The 16,919-nt window shown below is 64.7% G+C and carries 17 protein-coding genes; 5 read left to right on the forward strand and 12 right to left on the reverse strand.

Annotated features, from left to right (window positions below; all coding sequences use genetic code 11):
- Nucleotides 1-47: 47 nt before the first annotated feature.
- The 5 genes from pstB to mshD all read right to left on the reverse strand — a co-directional run bounded on the left by pstB (nucleotide 48) and on the right by mshD (nucleotide 5,215).
- Nucleotides 48-821 (reverse strand): phosphate ABC transporter ATP-binding protein PstB, encoded by a 774-nt coding sequence (gene pstB / locus ACLI1P_RS10920; protein ID WP_408929540.1) that lies wholly within the window; start codon nucleotides 819-821, stop codon nucleotides 48-50.
- A 39-nt stretch (nucleotides 822-860) separates the two neighbouring features.
- Nucleotides 861-1,778, reverse strand: a complete 918-nt coding sequence (pstA, locus tag ACLI1P_RS10925; RefSeq protein ID WP_239181156.1) for a phosphate ABC transporter permease PstA — start codon at nucleotides 1,776-1,778, stop codon at nucleotides 861-863.
- A 13-nt stretch (nucleotides 1,779-1,791) separates the two neighbouring features.
- A complete protein-coding gene (gene pstC / locus ACLI1P_RS10930) occupies nucleotides 1,792-2,841 on the reverse strand; it encodes a phosphate ABC transporter permease subunit PstC (RefSeq protein ID WP_408929541.1) in 1,050 nt (349 codons plus the stop codon).
- A 141-nt stretch (nucleotides 2,842-2,982) separates the two neighbouring features.
- Complete coding sequence (gene pstS, locus ACLI1P_RS10935; RefSeq protein WP_411708849.1) at nucleotides 2,983-4,095, reverse strand: phosphate ABC transporter substrate-binding protein PstS; 1,113 nt, start codon at nucleotides 4,093-4,095, stop codon at nucleotides 2,983-2,985.
- 163 nt (nucleotides 4,096-4,258) lie between these two features.
- Nucleotides 4,259-5,215, reverse strand: coding sequence for a mycothiol synthase (gene mshD, locus ACLI1P_RS10940; RefSeq protein WP_411709721.1), 957 nt, complete (start codon nucleotides 5,213-5,215; stop codon nucleotides 4,259-4,261).
- Between the two features lie 39 nt (nucleotides 5,216-5,254).
- On the opposite strand from mshD, the gene ACLI1P_RS10945 reads away from it, so the two are divergent.
- Nucleotides 5,255-6,103: a DUF2993 domain-containing protein gene (locus ACLI1P_RS10945; protein WP_306507131.1), complete on the forward strand. Its 849-nt coding sequence runs from the start codon at nucleotides 5,255-5,257 to the stop codon at nucleotides 6,101-6,103.
- Nucleotides 6,104-6,141: 38 nt separating this feature from the next.
- On the opposite strand, the gene ACLI1P_RS10950 is transcribed toward ACLI1P_RS10945, so the two are convergent.
- The gene (locus ACLI1P_RS10950) at nucleotides 6,142-7,182 is read right to left on the reverse strand and encodes a diacylglycerol/lipid kinase family protein (protein ID WP_411708850.1); all 1,041 of its coding nucleotides are present in this window, start codon (nucleotides 7,180-7,182) and stop codon (nucleotides 6,142-6,144) included.
- Between the two features lie 64 nt (nucleotides 7,183-7,246).
- On the opposite strand from ACLI1P_RS10950, the gene ACLI1P_RS10955 reads away from it, so the two are divergent.
- Nucleotides 7,247-7,906 (forward strand): FABP family protein, encoded by a 660-nt coding sequence (locus tag ACLI1P_RS10955; protein ID WP_411708851.1) that lies wholly within the window; start codon nucleotides 7,247-7,249, stop codon nucleotides 7,904-7,906.
- 22 nt (nucleotides 7,907-7,928) lie between these two features.
- Here the strand turns inward: ACLI1P_RS10955 and ACLI1P_RS10960 are convergent, their stop codons facing one another.
- Nucleotides 7,929-8,810 carry an aminodeoxychorismate lyase gene (locus tag ACLI1P_RS10960; protein WP_411708852.1) on the reverse strand — a complete coding sequence of 294 codons (882 nt, stop codon included), beginning with the start codon at nucleotides 8,808-8,810 and terminating at the stop codon, nucleotides 7,929-7,931.
- Nucleotides 8,811-8,840: 30 nt separating this feature from the next.
- On the opposite strand from ACLI1P_RS10960, the gene ACLI1P_RS10965 reads away from it, so the two are divergent.
- Entirely contained in the window at nucleotides 8,841-9,902 is a 1,062-nt protein-coding gene (locus ACLI1P_RS10965; RefSeq protein ID WP_411708853.1) for a YgfZ/GcvT domain-containing protein, read from the forward strand.
- Nucleotides 9,903-10,089: 187 nt separating this feature from the next.
- Nucleotides 10,090-10,311 carry a DUF3073 domain-containing protein gene (locus ACLI1P_RS10970; RefSeq protein WP_411708854.1) on the forward strand — a complete coding sequence of 74 codons (222 nt, stop codon included), beginning with the start codon at nucleotides 10,090-10,092 and terminating at the stop codon, nucleotides 10,309-10,311.
- 100 nt (nucleotides 10,312-10,411) lie between these two features.
- Here the strand turns inward: ACLI1P_RS10970 and purM are convergent, their stop codons facing one another.
- The 3 genes from purM to ACLI1P_RS10985 are packed head-to-tail and all read right to left on the reverse strand — an operon-like array spanning nucleotide 10,412 to nucleotide 13,431.
- Entirely contained in the window at nucleotides 10,412-11,464 is a 1,053-nt protein-coding gene (gene purM / locus ACLI1P_RS10975; protein ID WP_411708855.1) for a phosphoribosylformylglycinamidine cyclo-ligase, read from the reverse strand.
- Nucleotides 11,465-11,504: 40 nt separating this feature from the next.
- Nucleotides 11,505-13,016 carry an amidophosphoribosyltransferase gene (gene purF, locus ACLI1P_RS10980; protein WP_408929549.1) on the reverse strand — a complete coding sequence of 504 codons (1,512 nt, stop codon included), beginning with the start codon at nucleotides 13,014-13,016 and terminating at the stop codon, nucleotides 11,505-11,507.
- A 10-nt stretch (nucleotides 13,017-13,026) separates the two neighbouring features.
- Nucleotides 13,027-13,431: a sterol carrier family protein gene (locus tag ACLI1P_RS10985; protein ID WP_408929550.1), complete on the reverse strand. Its 405-nt coding sequence runs from the start codon at nucleotides 13,429-13,431 to the stop codon at nucleotides 13,027-13,029.
- 33 nt (nucleotides 13,432-13,464) lie between these two features.
- Here ACLI1P_RS10985 and ACLI1P_RS10990 point away from each other — a divergent pair, with 33 nt between their 5' ends.
- Nucleotides 13,465-14,487, forward strand: a complete 1,023-nt coding sequence (locus ACLI1P_RS10990; protein WP_411708856.1) for an acyl-CoA thioesterase — start codon at nucleotides 13,465-13,467, stop codon at nucleotides 14,485-14,487.
- Nucleotides 14,488-14,494: 7 nt separating this feature from the next.
- On the opposite strand, the gene ACLI1P_RS10995 is transcribed toward ACLI1P_RS10990, so the two are convergent.
- Nucleotides 14,495-15,430, reverse strand: coding sequence for a MaoC/PaaZ C-terminal domain-containing protein (locus ACLI1P_RS10995; protein WP_411708857.1), 936 nt, complete (start codon nucleotides 15,428-15,430; stop codon nucleotides 14,495-14,497).
- Nucleotides 15,431-16,762: a 3-oxoacyl-ACP reductase gene (locus tag ACLI1P_RS11000; protein ID WP_296132737.1), complete on the reverse strand. Its 1,332-nt coding sequence runs from the start codon at nucleotides 16,760-16,762 to the stop codon at nucleotides 15,431-15,433.
- Nucleotides 16,763-16,919: the final 157 nt, after the last annotated feature.

Genomic DNA, 16,919 nt, shown 5'->3' on the forward strand with positions numbered 1-16,919 from the left:
GTCCGGAGGGGCTGGCTTTTTACGTATCCGCGCCGCGCCTGTCGGGCTTAGCCGAAGCGGCCGGAGATGTAATCCTCGGTGTCCTTCTTGGACGGGTTCTCGAAGATCTTGGTGGTGTCATCGAACTCCACGAGGTGGCCCGGCTTGCCGGTGGCCTCCAGGGAGAAGAAGCCGGTCTTATCGGACACACGGGCTGCCTGCTGCATGTTGTGGGTCACGATAACGATGGTGAAGTTCTCCTTCAGCTCGTGGATGAGGTCCTCCACGGCCAGGGTGGAAATCGGGTCCAGCGCGGAGCAGGGCTCGTCCATGAGGAGGACTTCCGGCTCCACGGCAATCGCGCGGGCGATGCACAGACGCTGCTGCTGACCACCGGAGAGGCCGCCGCCCGGCTTATCCAGGCGGTCCTTGACCTCGTCCCAGAGGTTAGCGCCGCGCAGGGACTTCTCGGCAACTTCCTTGAGCTTCTTCTTGTTCTTCTCGCCGGACAGCTTCAGGCCGGCAACGACGTTGTCCTCGATGGACATGGTCGGGAACGGGTTAGCCTTCTGGAAGACCATGCCGATGGTGTTGCGAACAGACACCGGGTCCACCTTGGGACCGTAGATATCCTGGCCGTCCAGGAGGATCTGCCCCTTCACGTAGGCACCCGGAATGACCTCGTGCATGCGGTTGAGGGTGCGCAGCACGGTGGACTTACCGCAGCCGGACGGGCCAATGAACGCGGTGACGGCCTTCGCTGGGATCTGCATGTTGACGTTCTGTACGGCGTGGAAGTCACCGTAGTAGATGTTCACGTCATTGAGCTCAAGCTTGGACATGAGTAATGCTCCTAGTGTGTAAGTAGAGAGTGGTTACGGTTACTTCTTGACCGAGAACTTCGCCGAAACGATGCGCGCGGCAATGTTGAGGACGGCGATGAGGATAACCAGCGTCAGCGCGGCACCCCACAGCTTGTCCAGCACGGCAGGCTGTGCACCAGACTTGTACATGTCCAGCATCATCAGCGGCAGGGAGGACTGTGCGCCCTTGAACGGGTCCCAGTGGATGGAAGACGTGGAACCGACCAACACCAGGACCGGTGCGGACTCACCCATGATGCGGGCCACGGCCAGCATGATGCCGGTGACGATGCCGGACAGGGCGGTCGGCAGAACGATGCGGGCGATGGTCTTCCACTTGGGAACGCCCAGCGCGTAGGACGCCTCGCGCAGGTCCATCGGGACCACGCGGAGCATCTCCTCGGTGTTGCGGACAACAATCGGGATCATGAGCAGCACCAGCGACAGGGCCACGGCCATGCCGGAGCGCTTGAAGCCAAAGATGGTAATCCACATGGCGAAGATGAACAGCGCCGCAACGATGGACGGGACACCGGAGAGGATGTCCACCATGAAGGTGGTCAGACGGCTCAGGAGGCCGCCCTTGGAGTACTCCACCAGGTAGATGGCGGTGAAAATACCGATCGGCACCGAGATGATGGTGGCGATGATGGTCTGCACGAAGGTACCGATGATGGCGTGGGCGGCACCGCCGCCAGCCTCGGTATCGAGAATGCCGCGCTGGGAGCTGGTCCACCACTCCGGCGAGATGACTGCACCGGCGCCGCGGGCGATGAGCTCATAGAGAACCCACAGCAGCGGGATCATGGCGATGATCATGGTCACCCACACCAGCACCGTGGCGACGTTGTTGGTGGCCTTGCGGCCGGCGGAGATATCCAGGAAGGTCGGGCCGGAGGAGGCCGGGACGGAATTGGTAGTCGTAGTCGTAGTCATTCTTCGTCCCTCCTTACTTGCTCTTCACGATGGAGCGGGCAATGGCGTTGACCAGGAAGGTCAGCAGGAACAGCATGAGGCCTGCGGCGATGTAGGCACCGGCGCGCATCTCATTACCAAACTCGGCGGCTGCCAGGGCGATGGCGGTAGCGAAGGTCGTACCACCGTCGAACAGGGAGAAGCGGAAGTCCACCAGCGGGGAGACGACCATGTAGAGAGCCATGGTCTCACCCAGCGCACGGCCCAGACCCAGCATGGAGCCGGCGATGTAGCCGGACATACCGAACGGCAGGACAGTCATGCGGATAACTTCCCAGCGGGTAGCACCCAGCGCCAGCGCAGACTCGACCTGGCCGGGAGGGGTCTGCACGAAGACCTCGCGGGCAGTAGCGGCGATGATCGGGAGGATCATCACGGCCAGCACGATGCCACCGGTCAGGATGTTGCGGCCAGTCGCAAAGTTCGGGGAGTTGTCGTAAACCTTGAACAGGAAGAATCCACCAGCCCAGGAGTGGATCCAGGTGTACAGGCCGGACAGCGCTGGGCCGAGCACCTGCCAGCCCCAGAGGCCGTACACGATGGACGGCACAGCGGCGAGCATGTCCACTAGGAAGCCCAGCGGCTTGACCAGTTTGGCGGGGGCGTAGTTGGACAGGAAGATGGCGATGCCGAGTGCGACCGGCATCGCGATGATGAGCGCCACGACGGAGATGAGCACGGTGGAACCGAACATCGTCGGAATACCGAACTTCATCGCGTCAGTGTTGGTGGTCTCCCAGCGCTCGCCGTAGGTGAAGAAGCCCCACAGGCCGCCCTCGTTGACGGCGAGGGACGGCACTGCCTGCAGGATCAGGAAGGCTGCGATGGCAGCGATCATCACCGTAATCAGCGTCGCGGAAGCGGTGGACAGGAACTCGAATACGCGGTCGCCCGGGCGCTTAACGCCGGACTTCACTGCGGGTTCGGTTGCTACGTTGGCATCGTTCTTCGACATTGCCGGCTGGGACGTAGCGATAACGTCCTCCTCGGCTGACGACGCCGTAGTGAGATTGTTGTCTGCCATGAGACTACGAAATCCTTTTCAACGGAAGCAATAAAAATATGTGACATGCCAGCGCCCCCAAAGCGCTCGTAACGGGCGGATTGGGGGCGAAAGCGGTGCTAGGCAGTGCGCCCAGCGGTAGCTATCACGCGCTAAGCGCTCTTACTGGATAGCCTCAACAGCAGCCTTCAGGCGCTCCAGGTGGTCGCCGGAGACCGGGATGAAGCCGGCGTTCTCCAGGTCCTCGTTCTGGTTGTCCAGGACGGTGTTGAAGAAGGCCTTGACCAGAGCGGAGGTCTCCTCATCGTAGCCAGCGGAGCAGACGATGTTGTAGGTGGTCAGGATGAGCGGGTAAGAGCCCTCGTCGTCGGAAGCGAAGAGCTTCTCGGAATCAACGACCATGTTGTGCTCGGAGCCGGTCTCCTTGAAGGCCAGGTGGTCCAGGGCAACGCCGACGGACTCGGAGGAGAGCTCAACCGGGCCGCTACCGAAGTCGATCTTGGCGATCTTGACACCGTCGCCTTCCTTCTGCTTTGCGTAGCCAGACTCCACGTAAGTGATAGCACCGTCGATGGAAGCAACCTGGTCAGCAACACCGGAGGAGCCGTTAGCTCCCTCACCGACAGCGTCCGGGAACTGCTTGCCCTCGGAGTCCCAGTTGCCGGTAGCGGACTTCAGGAACTTCTGGAAGTTGTCGGAGGTACCGGACTCGTCGGAACGGAAGATGACGGTGATGTCCTTCTCCGGAAGGTCGGTGCCCTCGTTCTCAGCCTTGATGGCGTCGTCGTTCCACTTGGTGATCTCACCCTTGAAGATCTTGGCCAGGGTGTCGGTGGAGAGGTTTACCTCGGTGTCACCCAGGTTGTAAGCGATAGCGACCGGGCCGATGGTGGTCGGCAGGTGCCATGCATCGTTGCCGCCGCAACGCTCCTTGGCAGCCTCAACCTCGCCCTTGTCCTCCTTCAGAGCGGAGTCAGAGCCAGCGAAGTCCACGGTGCCACCGTTGAAGGCCTTGACGCCAGCGCCGGATCCGGAGGAGGTGTAGGAGAAGTTAGCGTCCGGGTAGGCCTCGAGGAAGGCCTTCTCGAAGACGGACATAGCGGACTTCTGAGAGGAAGCGCCCTCACCGGAGAGGTCACCGGCGACGTCCTGAGCGTCAGCGCCACCCTCGGAGGAGGAGCCAGAATCGTTGGACTCGGAGCAGGCGACGAGAGCGGTAGAGGTAGCGGCGACGATGCCGAAGATAGCGGCGGTGCGCTTGAAGTTGCGAATCACGGGAAACCTTTCCGGTGCGGATACAAGAGAATGATTGTCCGAGGAAATCGCCTCACAAGTCGAGCACGATTAACTCACGGGTAGTAAAGCTATCCACACCGGGTTAACCACACAGGGATCAAAAGATGAACACTCGGTAAACATGTACCAAAAGTGCGTGAGACTAATCACTCACAACGGTAGGGCGGGCCCACACGCAATGCTCTTCGGCCACTGTGAAGCCTAGGCGCTCGTAAGCCTTCACCGCCGGCTCGTTGTCCGCCTCCACGTAAAGAATGACCTGAGCTGCACCTTTGTCCTCCCCCTTGTCCACCATGCGCTGCAAACCTGCGGATAGCAGTGGCCCGCCCAGGCGGCGCCCGCGATAGTCCTGCGCCAGGCCCACGACGTACACCTCGCCGAAAGGCGGCTTGCCCTCGGTTTCGGTCTCGGTATGCCATTTCAGCCAGTGGAAGCCCGCCAGCACGGGATCGCCTCCCTGCGCGGTATCCCACAGCAAGAGTACGTCGGCGGGGTCAAACCACTCCGCCTCCATGCCGCGGTGCAGGCGCTCGAGGTCCCAGCCGCCCTGCTCCGGGTGCCAGGAAAAGGCCTCATTATTTACGCGTACCCACTCGGATTCGACGTGCTCGCGGCCCCAGGCGGTAACAGAATCGGAGTAGTTCTCAATCCGCAGCTCGCCGTCCAGCGCGCCCTGCCCGGCCGCATCACGAAGAGCCTCGCCCTCGATAGACATCACGAGCAGGCGGCGGACCACCTCCAGGCCGTTATGCTTCGCCAGCACTTGGCCGGCGGGAAGGTTGCCGTGCGCCCACAGTTGCGGGGGCGTGGGGAGGGTGTCCACTGCGACGTCGACAAGCGCCTGCCCCACTCCTTTCCGGCGGTGTCCCGGGTCTACGACCAGCTCGACCTGATCGCCATCCACGGCGGCAACGCCGTGCACCGCGCCGTCCTCCACGGCCAAGAAGTGGCGGTGGCCCAGGCGCTCATCGCGCAGACCCAGGAGGAACTGCTCCGAGAGCGGATCGATCCCATCCTGCCCCGCCGCTGCCCGGGCCAGGTCCTCCGCGCGCTGCGCCAGCGCGGGGTTCGACGGCAATGCGAGTGTCTCAATCTCAATATTCATGCTTCCCAGAGTACGTGCGGTAGAAATAGAGGGGTGACCGTCATCCATCTCAGCCGCAACGCCCTCCGCCTCGCCGCCGTCGCGGGCGTGCTTCTTACCGCATGGCTGGCGGATTCCGCGGTGGCGATGCATACCGAGCACAGCGTGGCGCAGGAGGCGAAGGAATCCTCCCGCCTGGAAACCACCCCGAACGTCTACGTCGGCGGCGTGCCGTTTACTGCCGCAGCGCTGCGCAAGGAGATCCCCTACCTCGAGGTGAACTCCTCCGACGTGGAGGTACCGCGGCTGGGCATGGTCAACGCCTCCACCACGCTGCGCGATATCACGATCGAGCCAGAGCAGCTCTTTAGCGGCGACCTCGAAGGCGCCCCAGTCTCGACGTATACGCGCAGCATCAGCCTCGATGGCGTGGCGCTGGGGCGCCTGTTGGGCATTACGGACCTGTCCATTGCCAACCCCGATGACATGTCTCCTGCCGGCGGTCCCTCCGCGGAGGCAGAACTGACCGGCACGCTGCCGGGAGACACCCACAAGTCTACCGCGACGGTGACGCTCCGCCTAGTGGGCCCAGAGTTCCGGATGAGCGTCTACGGCACCGATGACGAGCGCCTCAAGAAAGCCTTCGGACTCGTGCTAGACACCCGCTCGCTGCCGCTGCCCTCCCAGGCCACCTCCGTGAAATTGCTCGGCGGCTCCATCTCCTTCGAGGTGCAGCGCCGCAACATCACTCTCAAGACCACCCAGCTCTCCCCGCTGGAAATCGACGGCTCGGAGGAACAGGCGGTCCTGGATGCCGAGCAAAAGGCGCAGGACACCGCCAACGAGGTCGGAAGCGCCCCCACCACGCCGCCGAGCTGGAAGCAGAACCGAGAGCAAAATTAGCCGCCGCGGCGCCTGCTCTGCCGCGTTAACTGGCGGCCCTACTTAATACGGACCAAGTCTCGCAGTACGGCGCGGAAGCTGCGCTCGGAGGCCGAGTGCGGATCAATGGGCGCGAAGACCTCCAGGGCCTGCGGGACGGACTCCAAGTGGATGTCCGTGAACTTTCCCTCCGATTCTCCATCCGCCTGGAAGCGGTGCGGCTTGGGGCAGGTCAGGTCCACTTCCGCGGCATCCTCAAAGTGCAAGGTCCGCGCGTCCGCCACCTTGTTGAGCCAGTGGCGATGATCCACGCCAAACAGGTGCAGAACCCCCACGAGGCCGTCGAGACCAGTGAGGTCCGAAACGCCGAAGAGGCCTAAGCCTTGCTCGAAGGAATTGCGCGGATTGGTCACCACCGGAAGTGGGCCCAGGAAGGTCCACGGGTTGGTGTTGGAGGTGAACATGACCGGCACGTCCTCCGCCTCGAAGGTCTCCCCGGAGCGCGACACCGCACGCACGGAGATCCGCGGCGGGTGGACGCGGGCGCGCTGGAGGGCCTGGAAAGCCACGGCTAGGTAGCGCAACGGCGTGGCCGAAAAGCCCTTTTCGCGGGCGCGGTCGACGCGAGCCAGCACGTCGGCGTCCAGCCCGAACCCCGCGTTGACGGCGAACCAACGGTCGTTCCACGTTCCCAGGAATACCTCGCGGCGAATATCGCGCTCCAGCATGCGGGCCAGCACGTGGGCGGCCTCCACCGGAGTATTGGGGAAGCCCAGCGCGCGTACGAAGACGTTTGCGGAACCAGTCGGGATGACTGCCAACGCCGGGATGTCCTGCGGCGCGGGGCGCGACTCAGCGTTGGCCGGGCCAAGTAGGCCGTTGACAACTTCATTGACGGTGCCGTCACCGCCGAATACCAGGATGACGTCGAAGTCCTCACGGGTCATGCCACGGACCATATCCTCGGCGTGGCCGGGGTAGTGCGTGAACTGAGTCAGAAGGCGGAGCCCCTCCACGTCGCGGATAACGGGCAGCACCTGACGAAACAGGGCCGCGTTTTGGCTCGTGGAGTTCGGGTTAGAAACAAGCAGGACTCGCATAGGCGCCCAGAATACTGGAACCGAGGTGGTTTCTGTGTCCTCTCCCCGACTACGCTGGGACAGCATGAGCGAACAGACTGCTAATGGAAATCACCCAGAAAACACCAAGATCGACGGCAACGAGGCCGTCAACCAGGCCGCCGAGGCGTGGAAGGACGCTGCTTCCCGCAATATCCCCACCGTGGAGGTAGCGGAGAATCCCCTCCCGGATGAGACGGCCAACCTGCGCCAGGGCCCGTCGCTGCATGACGGCCTTTTGGGGCTCCTCCCCCTCGTGGGCGTCTGGCAGGGCGAGGGCCAGGCTCACAGCACCGACGGCGAGCAGTACTCCTTTGGCCAGCAGCTCATCATCGCCCACGATGGCGAGAACTACCTCACCTACTCTTCCCGTACGTGGAGGATCGACTCCGAGGGCAACCCGGCCGGCCCGGACGTGCGGGAGAATGGCTTCTGGCGCATCTCGCCCAAGGACGAGATTGAGATGACCTACACCTCCTCCAACGGCATCAACGAGATCTTCTACGGCTCCCTCTTTAACGAGCGTGCGTGGCAGCTGGAATCCGCCTCCACCATGGTCACCGAGACCGGCCCCGCCAACCTGGGCCCGGGCAAGCGCATGTACGGTCTGATGCCGAACAACAACCTGGGCTGGGTGGACGAGCGGCTGGTCGACGGCGAAATGCGCCCCTACATGTCCGCCGAGCTCTCCCGCGTCGCGGGCTAGCCCACTTCTTCGGAAGGGGTATTTAGCGGGCCAGTGCGGCGTCGATCAGCGCGCGAATCTCCTCGGCGTTGCCCGGCGCCTTCAGTTTCACGCCGTCTAGGCGGGTAACGCGCACCGCCGTGCGCACGGAGGAGACCAACCACACGGAGTCCGCGCCCTGCAGGTACTCCACGGTCAGCTCCTTGGCCTTACAACGAAAGCCCTGCTCCGCGGCGTATTCAAAGAGCGCCGCCTGCGTGGTGCCGGGCAGGATTCCCTTGCCTGCCGGGGTCCGCAGCTTCGAGCCTTTGACCGCCACCACCGTGGAAGTGGCCCCTTCCAGCACCTGGCCGGTCTTCGGGTCAGTAAAGATGACGTCCTCAAAACCGCGCTCGCGGGCCAGGCGCAGCGTGGCCATCGTCGCCGCGTAGTTGAGGGTCTTTGCCGGCAGTTCTTCCGCCACCTGCCACAGACGCGGCGTGCTCATGACCTTAACGCCGGATTCTCGCTGCGCCACGACGTCTGCGGGTATCTCCTGCACCGCAACCCAGGCGGTCGGCACGCCGGTGGCCGCGCGACCACGGGTGTACGTCCATGTACATTTGGCCTCCGCCTGCGCGTCTCTATCTGCCGCCGAGCCGGCGAAGAAGTCCGCGATGGCCAGCTCGGTCGCCTCCCGCCACTTGTGCAGCGGCGGCTCTGGCAGCTCAAGTGCGCGGGCGGACTGCGCGAAGCGCTCAGCGTGGCGCTCCAGGTTGGCGGCCTTGCCGTTGCGCACCAGCAGGGATTCAAAGATGCCATCTCCGCGTGTTACGGCGGCGTCGTCCCAGTAGACCAGCGGCAGGTTCGGCATATGCCTGCGCACCGATCCCCCAAAGGGCTCTACCACGTAGATGACCGGCTCTTTCTTGCGCTGAAAGCTCATGTACCCGATTATGCCTTACCATCGGTAGCCGTGAGTTATTCTTCGCCGCTACTTTCCCGCCCCGGCGCCGCTGAGTTTCAGGGCGCCACGCTTGTCGACGTCTCATCGGTCCCCTGGCACTACGGAAACCCTTTGGTGGAACAGCGCGCCGTGGAGTCCTCCTCCGCCATCGTGGACCGCTCCCATCGCCGCGTCATTGCGGTCTCCGGGTCGGACGCTGCAGGCTTCCTCAACAACCTGCTCAGCCAGAAGCTGGACGACGTCCCCGCGGGGTTGAGCGCCGGCGCCCTTGACTTGGACGTGCAGGGCCGCGTGCTGCATCAGATGGACCTCACCTTCACGGGAGACACCTTCTACCTCGACGTTCCCGAAGCGCAGTTCGAGTCACTCCTGACGTTCCTTACCCGGATGATCTTCTGGTCCCAGGTGACGGTGGAGGAAGCCGATATTGCCATCGTCACCGTGCTGGGCGCGCCGTTGCAGGCACCCGCTGGGGCCGTTTTCCAGCGCACCGTCGAATGGCCGGGCTGCCCGCGCCAGGACTTCGGCGTGCGGCGTGCGGAGCTCGAGGCGGCCGTGGACGAACTCGAAGCCCAGGGCGGCACCCTGGCGGGGCTCATGGCCTACACCGCCGAGCGCGTCAAGGCCCGCGAGCCGGAGCTGGGCGCAGACCTGGATGAAAAGACCATCGCGCACGAGGTACCGCACTGGATTCGGCGCAGCGCTGAGCATCCGGCCTTCGTCCACCTAGACAAGGGCTGCTACCGCGGCCAGGAAACCGTGGCCCGCGTGGAAAACCTGGGGCGCTCGCCACGGCTTCTAGTGCTGCTTTACCTGGACGGCTCGGCCCCTGAGGCCCCGGAGTCTGGCGCCGACATCACCCTGGGCGGGCGGCGCGTAGGCCGCCTGGGCACGGTCGTGGAAGACTGCGACTTCGGTCCCATAGCACTTGGTCTGGTCAAGCGCAGTGCGCTAGGACAGGGAGATCTGAGCATTGGTCCGGTGGCGGCGTCGGTGGAGCCGGAATCGATTCCGGTCGATGAAGGCCCGAAGGCCGGGCGCGCCGCTCAAGACCGCCTGCGCGGCCGGTAGTGGTAAATCGCACATGCCCCCATCGCCGCGGGGTATAGCACTATTTGCTCCCATTGCAGGGGGTAGTTCGGAATTTTTTCGTCACACAGGCTATTGTGTCTTACAGGAACATACACATATCTGATTAAGACGATGGGGCGGCCAAGAATCCCTGGTCCGCCCTACACACCTCAAGGGGGTCATGCACATGGGACGCGGACGCGCGAAGGCAAAGCAGACCAAAGTTGCACGCCAGCTGAAGTACAACTCGCCCGAGATGGATCTGGATTCCCTCCAGCGTGAGCTGGCCTCGCAGAATTCCCGGGGCGCGAATCGCTCCCACGATGAGGACGAAGACCCGTATTCGGAGTACGCAGACTACGCCGATACGTGGGATTCGGACGAGTGGGATAAGGACGACGAGCGCTAGGCCCTCACGGCTTATTGCGCTCCGGGCGTTCATCACACAGGCCGGCAGCCTTCCTCCCTTGTCAGGGAGTGGCTGCCGGCCTGTGGCGTAGTGTCAGCGTTTAGAAGCCGGGGTGCTCACCGGTCATGAGAACGCGGGACTCGCCCTCGGCGGACTCGCGGATCGTGCCCAGCTCCCAGGCCTCGACGTGGCGGGCGGCCATCATGGCCAGCGCGCGCTCGCGGTCCTCCGGAGCCACCACGGCGATCATGCCCACACCCATGTTGAAGGTCTTCTCCATCTCCTCCAGCGCCACCTTGCCCACGGAGGAAATGGTCTTGAAGATCTGGCCCGGCGTCCACGTGGAGCGGTTCACCTCTGCGGTCAGCCCCTCCGGGATGACGCGCTCCAGGTTTCCGGCCAAGCCGCCGCCAGTGACGTGGCAGAAGGTCGACACCGCACACTCAGAGGTCAGTGCCAGGCAGTCCTTAGCGTAGATGCGCGTCGGCTCCAGCAGCTCCTCTCCCAGCGTGCGGCCGAGGTCCTCCATGTAGCCATCGAGCGGCAGCCCTGCCTGCTCCAGCAGCACGTAGCGCGCCAGGGAGTAGCCATTGGAGTGCAGGCCCGAGGACTGCATGGCAATGAGGACGTCACCCTCGCTCACCTTGTCCGGCCCCAGCAGCTCGTCGGCCTCGACAACGCCCACCGCGGTCGCGGACACGTCGTACTCGTCCTTACCCATCACACCGGGGTGCTCGGCGGTCTCGCCGCCCAGCAGGGCCGCTCCGGCCTGGACGCAGCCCTCCGCGATGCCCTTGACAATGTCCGCGACCTTCTCCGGCACGACCTCGCCCACGGCGATGTAGTCCTGCAGGAAGAGCGGCTCCGCGCCGCACACCACGAGGTCGTCGACGCACATGGCAACGAGGTCGATGCCAATCGTGTCGTGCTTGTCCATCGCCTGGGCCACGGCCAGCTTGGTACCCACACCGTCAGAACCGGCGGCCAGCACCGGCTCCTTGTACTCCCCCAGCTTGAACAGGCCGGCGAATCCGCCGAGGCCGCCCATGACCTCCGGGCGGGAGGCACGCTTGGCGTGCGGGGTAATTAGCTCTACGGCGCGGTCGCCTTCTTCGATGTTGACGCCTGCTGCTGCGTAGGTGTTTTCGCTCATGTGTGACACGGTCCTTCTGGTGATGAAATCCGGGTGGGAACTAGTGGGTGGTGGAGCCCTGCAGGGTGCGCACGGCCTCCGCGTTGGGGTTGCCGGCGGGCAGGCCGAGCGGGTACTTGCCGTCGAAGCAGGCGCAGCACAGCTCGGCGCGCGGCTGCTCGGTGGCGGCCACCATCTCGTCGATGGACACAAACCCCAGGGAGTCCGCGCCGATGGCGGTGCAGATGGTCTGCGCCACCTCCTCCGGGTCGTCCGAGGGGTTGGCGTTGGCGATGAGCTCGCCCGGGGAGGCAAAGTCGATGCCGTAGAAGCACGGCCACTTCACCGGCGGCGAGGCGATGCGCACGTGCACCTCGGCAGCACCAGCTTCGCGCAGCATGCGGATGAGCGCGCGCTGCGTGTTGCCGCGAACGATGGAATCATCCACCACCACGATGGACTTTCCGTCGATGACCTCGCGCAACGGGTTGAGCTTGAGGCGGATGCCCATCTGGCGCTGGGATTGGGTGGGCTGGATGAAGGTGCGGCCCACGTAGGCGTTCTTCACCAGGCCATGCGCGAAGGTCAGGCCGGACTCGCGGGCGTAGCCCACGGCGGCGGGGTTACCGGACTCCGGGACGGGGATCACCATGTCCGCGTCGGGTGCCGGGTACTGCCGCGCTAGACGACGCCCAATCTCCACTCGCGTCGCATTGACCGACCGGCCCTTGATGTCCGTATCCGGGCGGGCCAGGTACACGTACTCGAAGACGCAGCCGTGGCGGGTCGGTTCCGCGAAGCGCTCGGAGCGAATACCGGTCTCATCGATGGCGACGAGCTCGCCGGGTTCGATTTCGCGGATGAATTGCGCGCCCACGATGTCGAGCGCGCAAGTCTCGCTGGCCACGACCCAGCCGGTGCTCAGGCGGCCCAGCGACAGCGGCCGCACGCCGTGCGGGTCGCGCGCGGCGTACAGGGTGTGCCCGTCCGTAAAGGTCAGGCAGAACGCCCCTTTGACGTCGGGAAGCAACTGCAGGGCCGAGTCGAAGACGGTGGTGTCCTCCGAGACGCCGTCGGCCAGCAGCATGGACAGGCACATCGAGTCCGACACGGACTCCTCGTGCGGTTGGATGAGCCCGCGCTCCACGGCCTCCGCACGCAGCTCCAGGTAGTTCACCAGGTTGCCGTTGTGCCCCAGGGCAATGTCGACGCCGCTGGGGGACGTGCCGAACATCGGCTGCACGTTGGACCATTCCTTGCCGCCCGCGGTGGAATAGCGGGTGTGGCCCACCGCCACGTTTCCGTGGAGCGAGCTCAGAATGGACTCGTCGAAGACATTGGAGACCAGCCCCATGTCCTTAAAAACGACGATGCGGTCCTCATCGCCCACCGCAATACCCGCGGCCTCCTGACCACGGTGCTGCAGGGCGAACAGTCCGAAGTACGTCAGCTTGGACACTTCCTCCCCCGGGGCCCAGACTCCGAAAACGCCACACTCTTCGCGGGGCTCCGGATCCTGGGTGGGATCCGTGGACAGGGGTGTGCTCTTGTTGGGGTCGTGTTCAGCTACCACGGCGCTTATCCTAGCGGTTCCGGTCTGCGAAAACTAACGGAATGATGGGCAACCACCCGGCGATCTCCTGGGAACGGGAGCCGGAGACCTCCACGCCCGGACGCGCCAGCGCGTCTTCCCAGCCCAGTACCCCCGTGGCCAGCTGGAGCCACGTCAGGGGGTCCATTTCCACCACATTTGGTGGGGTACCTCGGGTATGGCGCGGCCCCTCGATGCACTGTACTGCCACAAATGGGGGGACCCGCAGCTCCACCGAGTGGCCCGGCGCGTCCGCCTCCAGGGTGCGGGCGGTGCTGCGCGTGGCAAGGGCGAGGGCGGCGCGACCTGGTTTTTCTGTATCTTCGGGGCGCTGAATCCACTCCGCAATCGCCTCGACGGCGGCGCGGGTGGTGGCGGCGTCTACAGCCTTCTTCATAGTTAGACCACTCCCCCTGCTAGTTTGTTATCCATGTCACCAAGCCTTTCGGAAGAAAAGAATACTGTCCCTACCGGGAAGTCCCCGGCCATCACTCTGCGCTTTATGGCCGCCCCCACCGACCTCACCATCGCCGGCGCCCAAGGCATTGGCGGCGGGCGCGTCCTGGAGTGGATCGATAAGGCGGCGTATGCCTGCGCGGTGCAGTGGTCAGGGACCTACTGTGTGACAGCCTACGTGGGCCACATTCACTTCACGCGCCCGATCCCCTCCGGCCACCTGGTGGAGGTGCGCTCCCGCATCGCGATGACGGGGCGCTCCTCCATGCACATCGTCAATGAGGTGCTCTCCGCCGACCCGCGCGACGGCATCTTTACCCGCGCCTGCGACTGCCTGGTTATCTTCGTGGCCAAGGACACCGAAACGGGCAAGTCCGTGCCGGTGCCGGCCCTCACCCCGGAGTCCACGGAGTATCAGCGCGTGTGGGAAGCTGCGCAGTCCCGCATTGAGCTGCGCAAGGCCATCGAAGAAGAGATGGAAAAGCAGACTTATGACGGCCCCTCCGACGCCCCGCGCATGATCAACCGTTTCCTGGCCAAGCCCACCGACGTCAACTGGGGCGGCAACGTCCACGGCGGCACGGCCATGGAGTGGATCGATGAGGCGGCCTCTGCCTGCACGATGGAGTGGTCGGGCGAGCACACCGTGGCCGTGTACGCGGGTGGCATCCGCTTCTACCAGCCCATCCATATCGGTGACCTCATCGAGGTCGACGCCCGCATGATGCGCACCGACGCCCGCTCGATGCAGATGTCGGTGCACGTGCGCTCCGGCAACCCCCGCGGCGGCCGCGAACACCTCAAGACCGCCATCCACGCCACAGTCTCCTACATGGCTATGGACGCCGACTGGCAGCCGATGTCCGCCCGCCAGTTCATCCCCCGCACCGAGGAAGACAAGCGCCTGTGGGAGCATGCCGATATTCTTCGCGGGCTGCGCGGCAAGTACTCGCCGAAGCCCCTGGTGGTGGCGCCGAAGCACCAGCACCTGGACTAATGGGCTGCTAGGCCACAGGCTCCACGCGGGCAGCCACGTGCAGCGCGCTGGGGTCCTTGGCCTTCCGCAGCGTCATGTCCCGCGCCGCGGTGCCACTACCGTCGCGGCCTACCGGCGCCACGTACACGCCCGTGGTGGCGGGCAAGATGACGGGCTTGTAAAAGTCCGCGGTGATGCGGGTGGCGCCACGCGTGGCGCCCTCGAGCACGGACAGCATCCGCGCGTGGGTGTACATACCGTGCGCGATGGTGGCCGGGAAGCCGAAGAGCTTGGCTCCTACCTTCGAGACGTGAATGGGGTTCTTATCCCCGGAGGCCTCCGCGTAGACGCGCGTGCTCTCGGGGCTAAACCGCAGTGTCGCAGTCGGGGCTACCCCATCCTCCGGTTCCGCCGGGAAGTCGAGGAAGCGCTCCGCCTCCGGGCGGGTGGTGAGCTCCTGCGGGGTGTCCTTGGTGAACTTCGCGCCCTGGCCCAGAAAAGCAGAGGTCTGGCGCCAAATCTCTTCGCCGTCCACGCTGTAGGTGGTCACCATATCGATGACCAGGCCCTTGCGGTGCGGGCGGAGGTTTTCCGCGTGGACTGCGATGTCCAGTGCGTCATCGACGCGCAGCGGGCGCGTTTGCTCGATGCGGTTAGAAAGGTGCACAACCCCTAGCGCTGGGAACGGGAAGTCCTTCGCCGCCATGACCTTAATAGCCAACGGGAAGGCCAGGGCGTACGGGTAGGTCGCGGGCAGCTCGTTGCCCAGGCGCAGGCCGGTGGCCTGGCAGTAGCGCGCGAGGTGCTCTGCGTCCACGTGCACGCCGTCGACGCGGAAGGCGGTCTGCGGATCGGCGGTGGTGCGCTTCCCCGCACCCAGCCCCGGCACCGGGACCGCACCCACCATGAGCGTGCGGTAGAGGGCGGAGAGGTCAGGAATCTCGTTGAGGGTGGTGTAGTTCATTTAGGCTCCCATGAGGTTCTGGCCGCAGACGCGGACGGTGTTGCCGGTAACCGCGGCGGAGGCGGGGGCAGCGAAGAAAGCGACGGTCTCGGCCACGTCCACCGGCTGGCCGCCCTGCTGCAGGGAGTTGAGGCGGCGTCCGATCTCGCGCGGGCCGGTCGGCATCGCAGCGGTCATCGCGGTCTCGATGAAGCCCGGGGCCACGGCATTGACGGTGGATCCGTTGTCTGCCAGCTCGTCACGGAGGGCATCTACCAGGCCGATGATGCCCGCCTTGGTGGTGGCGTAGTTGGTCTGGCCGCGGTTGCCGGAAATACCGGCCATGGAGGACACGCCAATGACGGCCGCGCCCGGCGCAAGAGAACCGGATTCGAGGAGGTTCTCAGTGATGCGCACAGGGGCCAGCAAGTTGACGGCTAGGACGGCGTCCCACTGCCCCTCGTTCATGTTGGCCAGCAGCTTATCGCGGGTAATGCCGGCGTTGTGCACGATGACGTCGATAGCACGCCCGTGACGCTCCTGCGCATGCTGCGCAATCTTGTCGGCGGCCTGCGGGTCGGTGACGTCGAGCGGCAGCGCGGTGCCCTTGACCTGGTTGGCAGTCTTGGCCAGATGCTCGCTGGCCTGCGGGACGTCGATACAAATGACGTCAGCGCCGTCGCGGGAGAGCACCTCCGCAATGGTCGCGCCAATACCGCGGGCGGCGCCAGTGACGACGGCGAGGCGGCCGTCGAGCGGCTTCTCCCAGTTGGCAGCTTCAGGCGCCTGCGCGTGGGCGGCAACCCGGACCACCTGACCGTCGACGAACGCCGACTTGCCGGAGAGGAAGAAGCGCAGGGTGGATTCCACCTCCGCGGTGGCGGCTGGGTCCGCCCACACCAGGTTCACGGTGCCACCCTTGCGCATTTCCTTCGCCAGCGAGCGGGTGAAGCCTTCGAGGGCGCGGGCGGCAATGCGGGCGTCGATAGTCTCGGCGGCCTCGGGGGTGGTTCCCACCACGACGATGCGTGCGCACGGCAGGAGGCTGCGCAGCTGCGGGTGGAAGAAGTCATAGAGCTCGCGCAGCTGCTCCGGGGTCTCCAGGCCGGTGGCGTCGAAGACCAAGGCGGCGCGCTTGGCCTCCGCCGTGGTGTCGATGATCTGGTAGTCCACGGCCAGCTGGGAGCGCAGGTACTCGGCCACGCGGGCGGTGCCGACACCGCCGATGACGATGGGGCCGTCGAGCGCCGGTTCACCTGCCTGGTGACGGCGGAGGGGGTAGCCCTGCGGCACACCCGCCTTGGCGGCAAGCGGGGAGTTAATGAGCTTCTCAGCGAGGGTGACGTGCGGCATGTGTGGTCGCAATCCTTTCTTGAATCTTCACAACCTTGCGAGCTTTGTTGCCCTGGTTGCAAGGTTAGTTAATTGAGTGATAGAACTAACACTATCACTTTAGTTGTGATGCGAAACTCTCAGCGGGGTTCACTACCCCCCTCCCACCGAGACGATT

The organism is Corynebacterium tardum, assembly GCF_046717785.1.
Lineage (GTDB): Bacteria > Actinomycetota > Actinomycetes > Mycobacteriales > Mycobacteriaceae > Corynebacterium.

Excerpts from the sequence above, each read along its gene's own strand:
- pstB (WP_408929540.1), bottom strand. The coding sequence starts at position 821 with ATGTCCAAGCTTGAGCTCAATGACGTGAACATCTACTACGGTGACTTC.
- purM (WP_411708855.1), bottom strand. The coding sequence starts at position 11,464 with ATGAGCGAAAACACCTACGCAGCAGCAGGCGTCAACATCGAAGAAGGC.
- ACLI1P_RS10990 (WP_411708856.1), top strand. The coding sequence starts at position 13,465 with ATGTCACCAAGCCTTTCGGAAGAAAAGAATACTGTCCCTACCGGGAAG.
- ACLI1P_RS10970 (WP_411708854.1), top strand. The coding sequence starts at position 10,090 with ATGGGACGCGGACGCGCGAAGGCAAAGCAGACCAAAGTTGCACGCCAG.
- ACLI1P_RS11000 (WP_296132737.1), bottom strand. The coding sequence starts at position 16,762 with ATGCCGCACGTCACCCTCGCTGAGAAGCTCATTAACTCCCCGCTTGCC.
- ACLI1P_RS10995 (WP_411708857.1), bottom strand. The coding sequence starts at position 15,430 with ATGAACTACACCACCCTCAACGAGATTCCTGACCTCTCCGCCCTCTAC.
- pstC (WP_408929541.1), bottom strand. The coding sequence starts at position 2,841 with ATGGCAGACAACAATCTCACTACGGCGTCGTCAGCCGAGGAGGACGTT.
- ACLI1P_RS10955 (WP_411708851.1), top strand. The coding sequence starts at position 7,247 with ATGAGCGAACAGACTGCTAATGGAAATCACCCAGAAAACACCAAGATC.
- ACLI1P_RS10985 (WP_408929550.1), bottom strand. The coding sequence starts at position 13,431 with ATGAAGAAGGCTGTAGACGCCGCCACCACCCGCGCCGCCGTCGAGGCG.
- ACLI1P_RS10960 (WP_411708852.1), bottom strand. The coding sequence starts at position 8,810 with ATGAGCTTTCAGCGCAAGAAAGAGCCGGTCATCTACGTGGTAGAGCCC.
- pstA (WP_239181156.1), bottom strand. The coding sequence starts at position 1,778 with ATGACTACGACTACGACTACCAATTCCGTCCCGGCCTCCTCCGGCCCG.
- ACLI1P_RS10950 (WP_411708850.1), bottom strand. The coding sequence starts at position 7,182 with ATGCGAGTCCTGCTTGTTTCTAACCCGAACTCCACGAGCCAAAACGCG.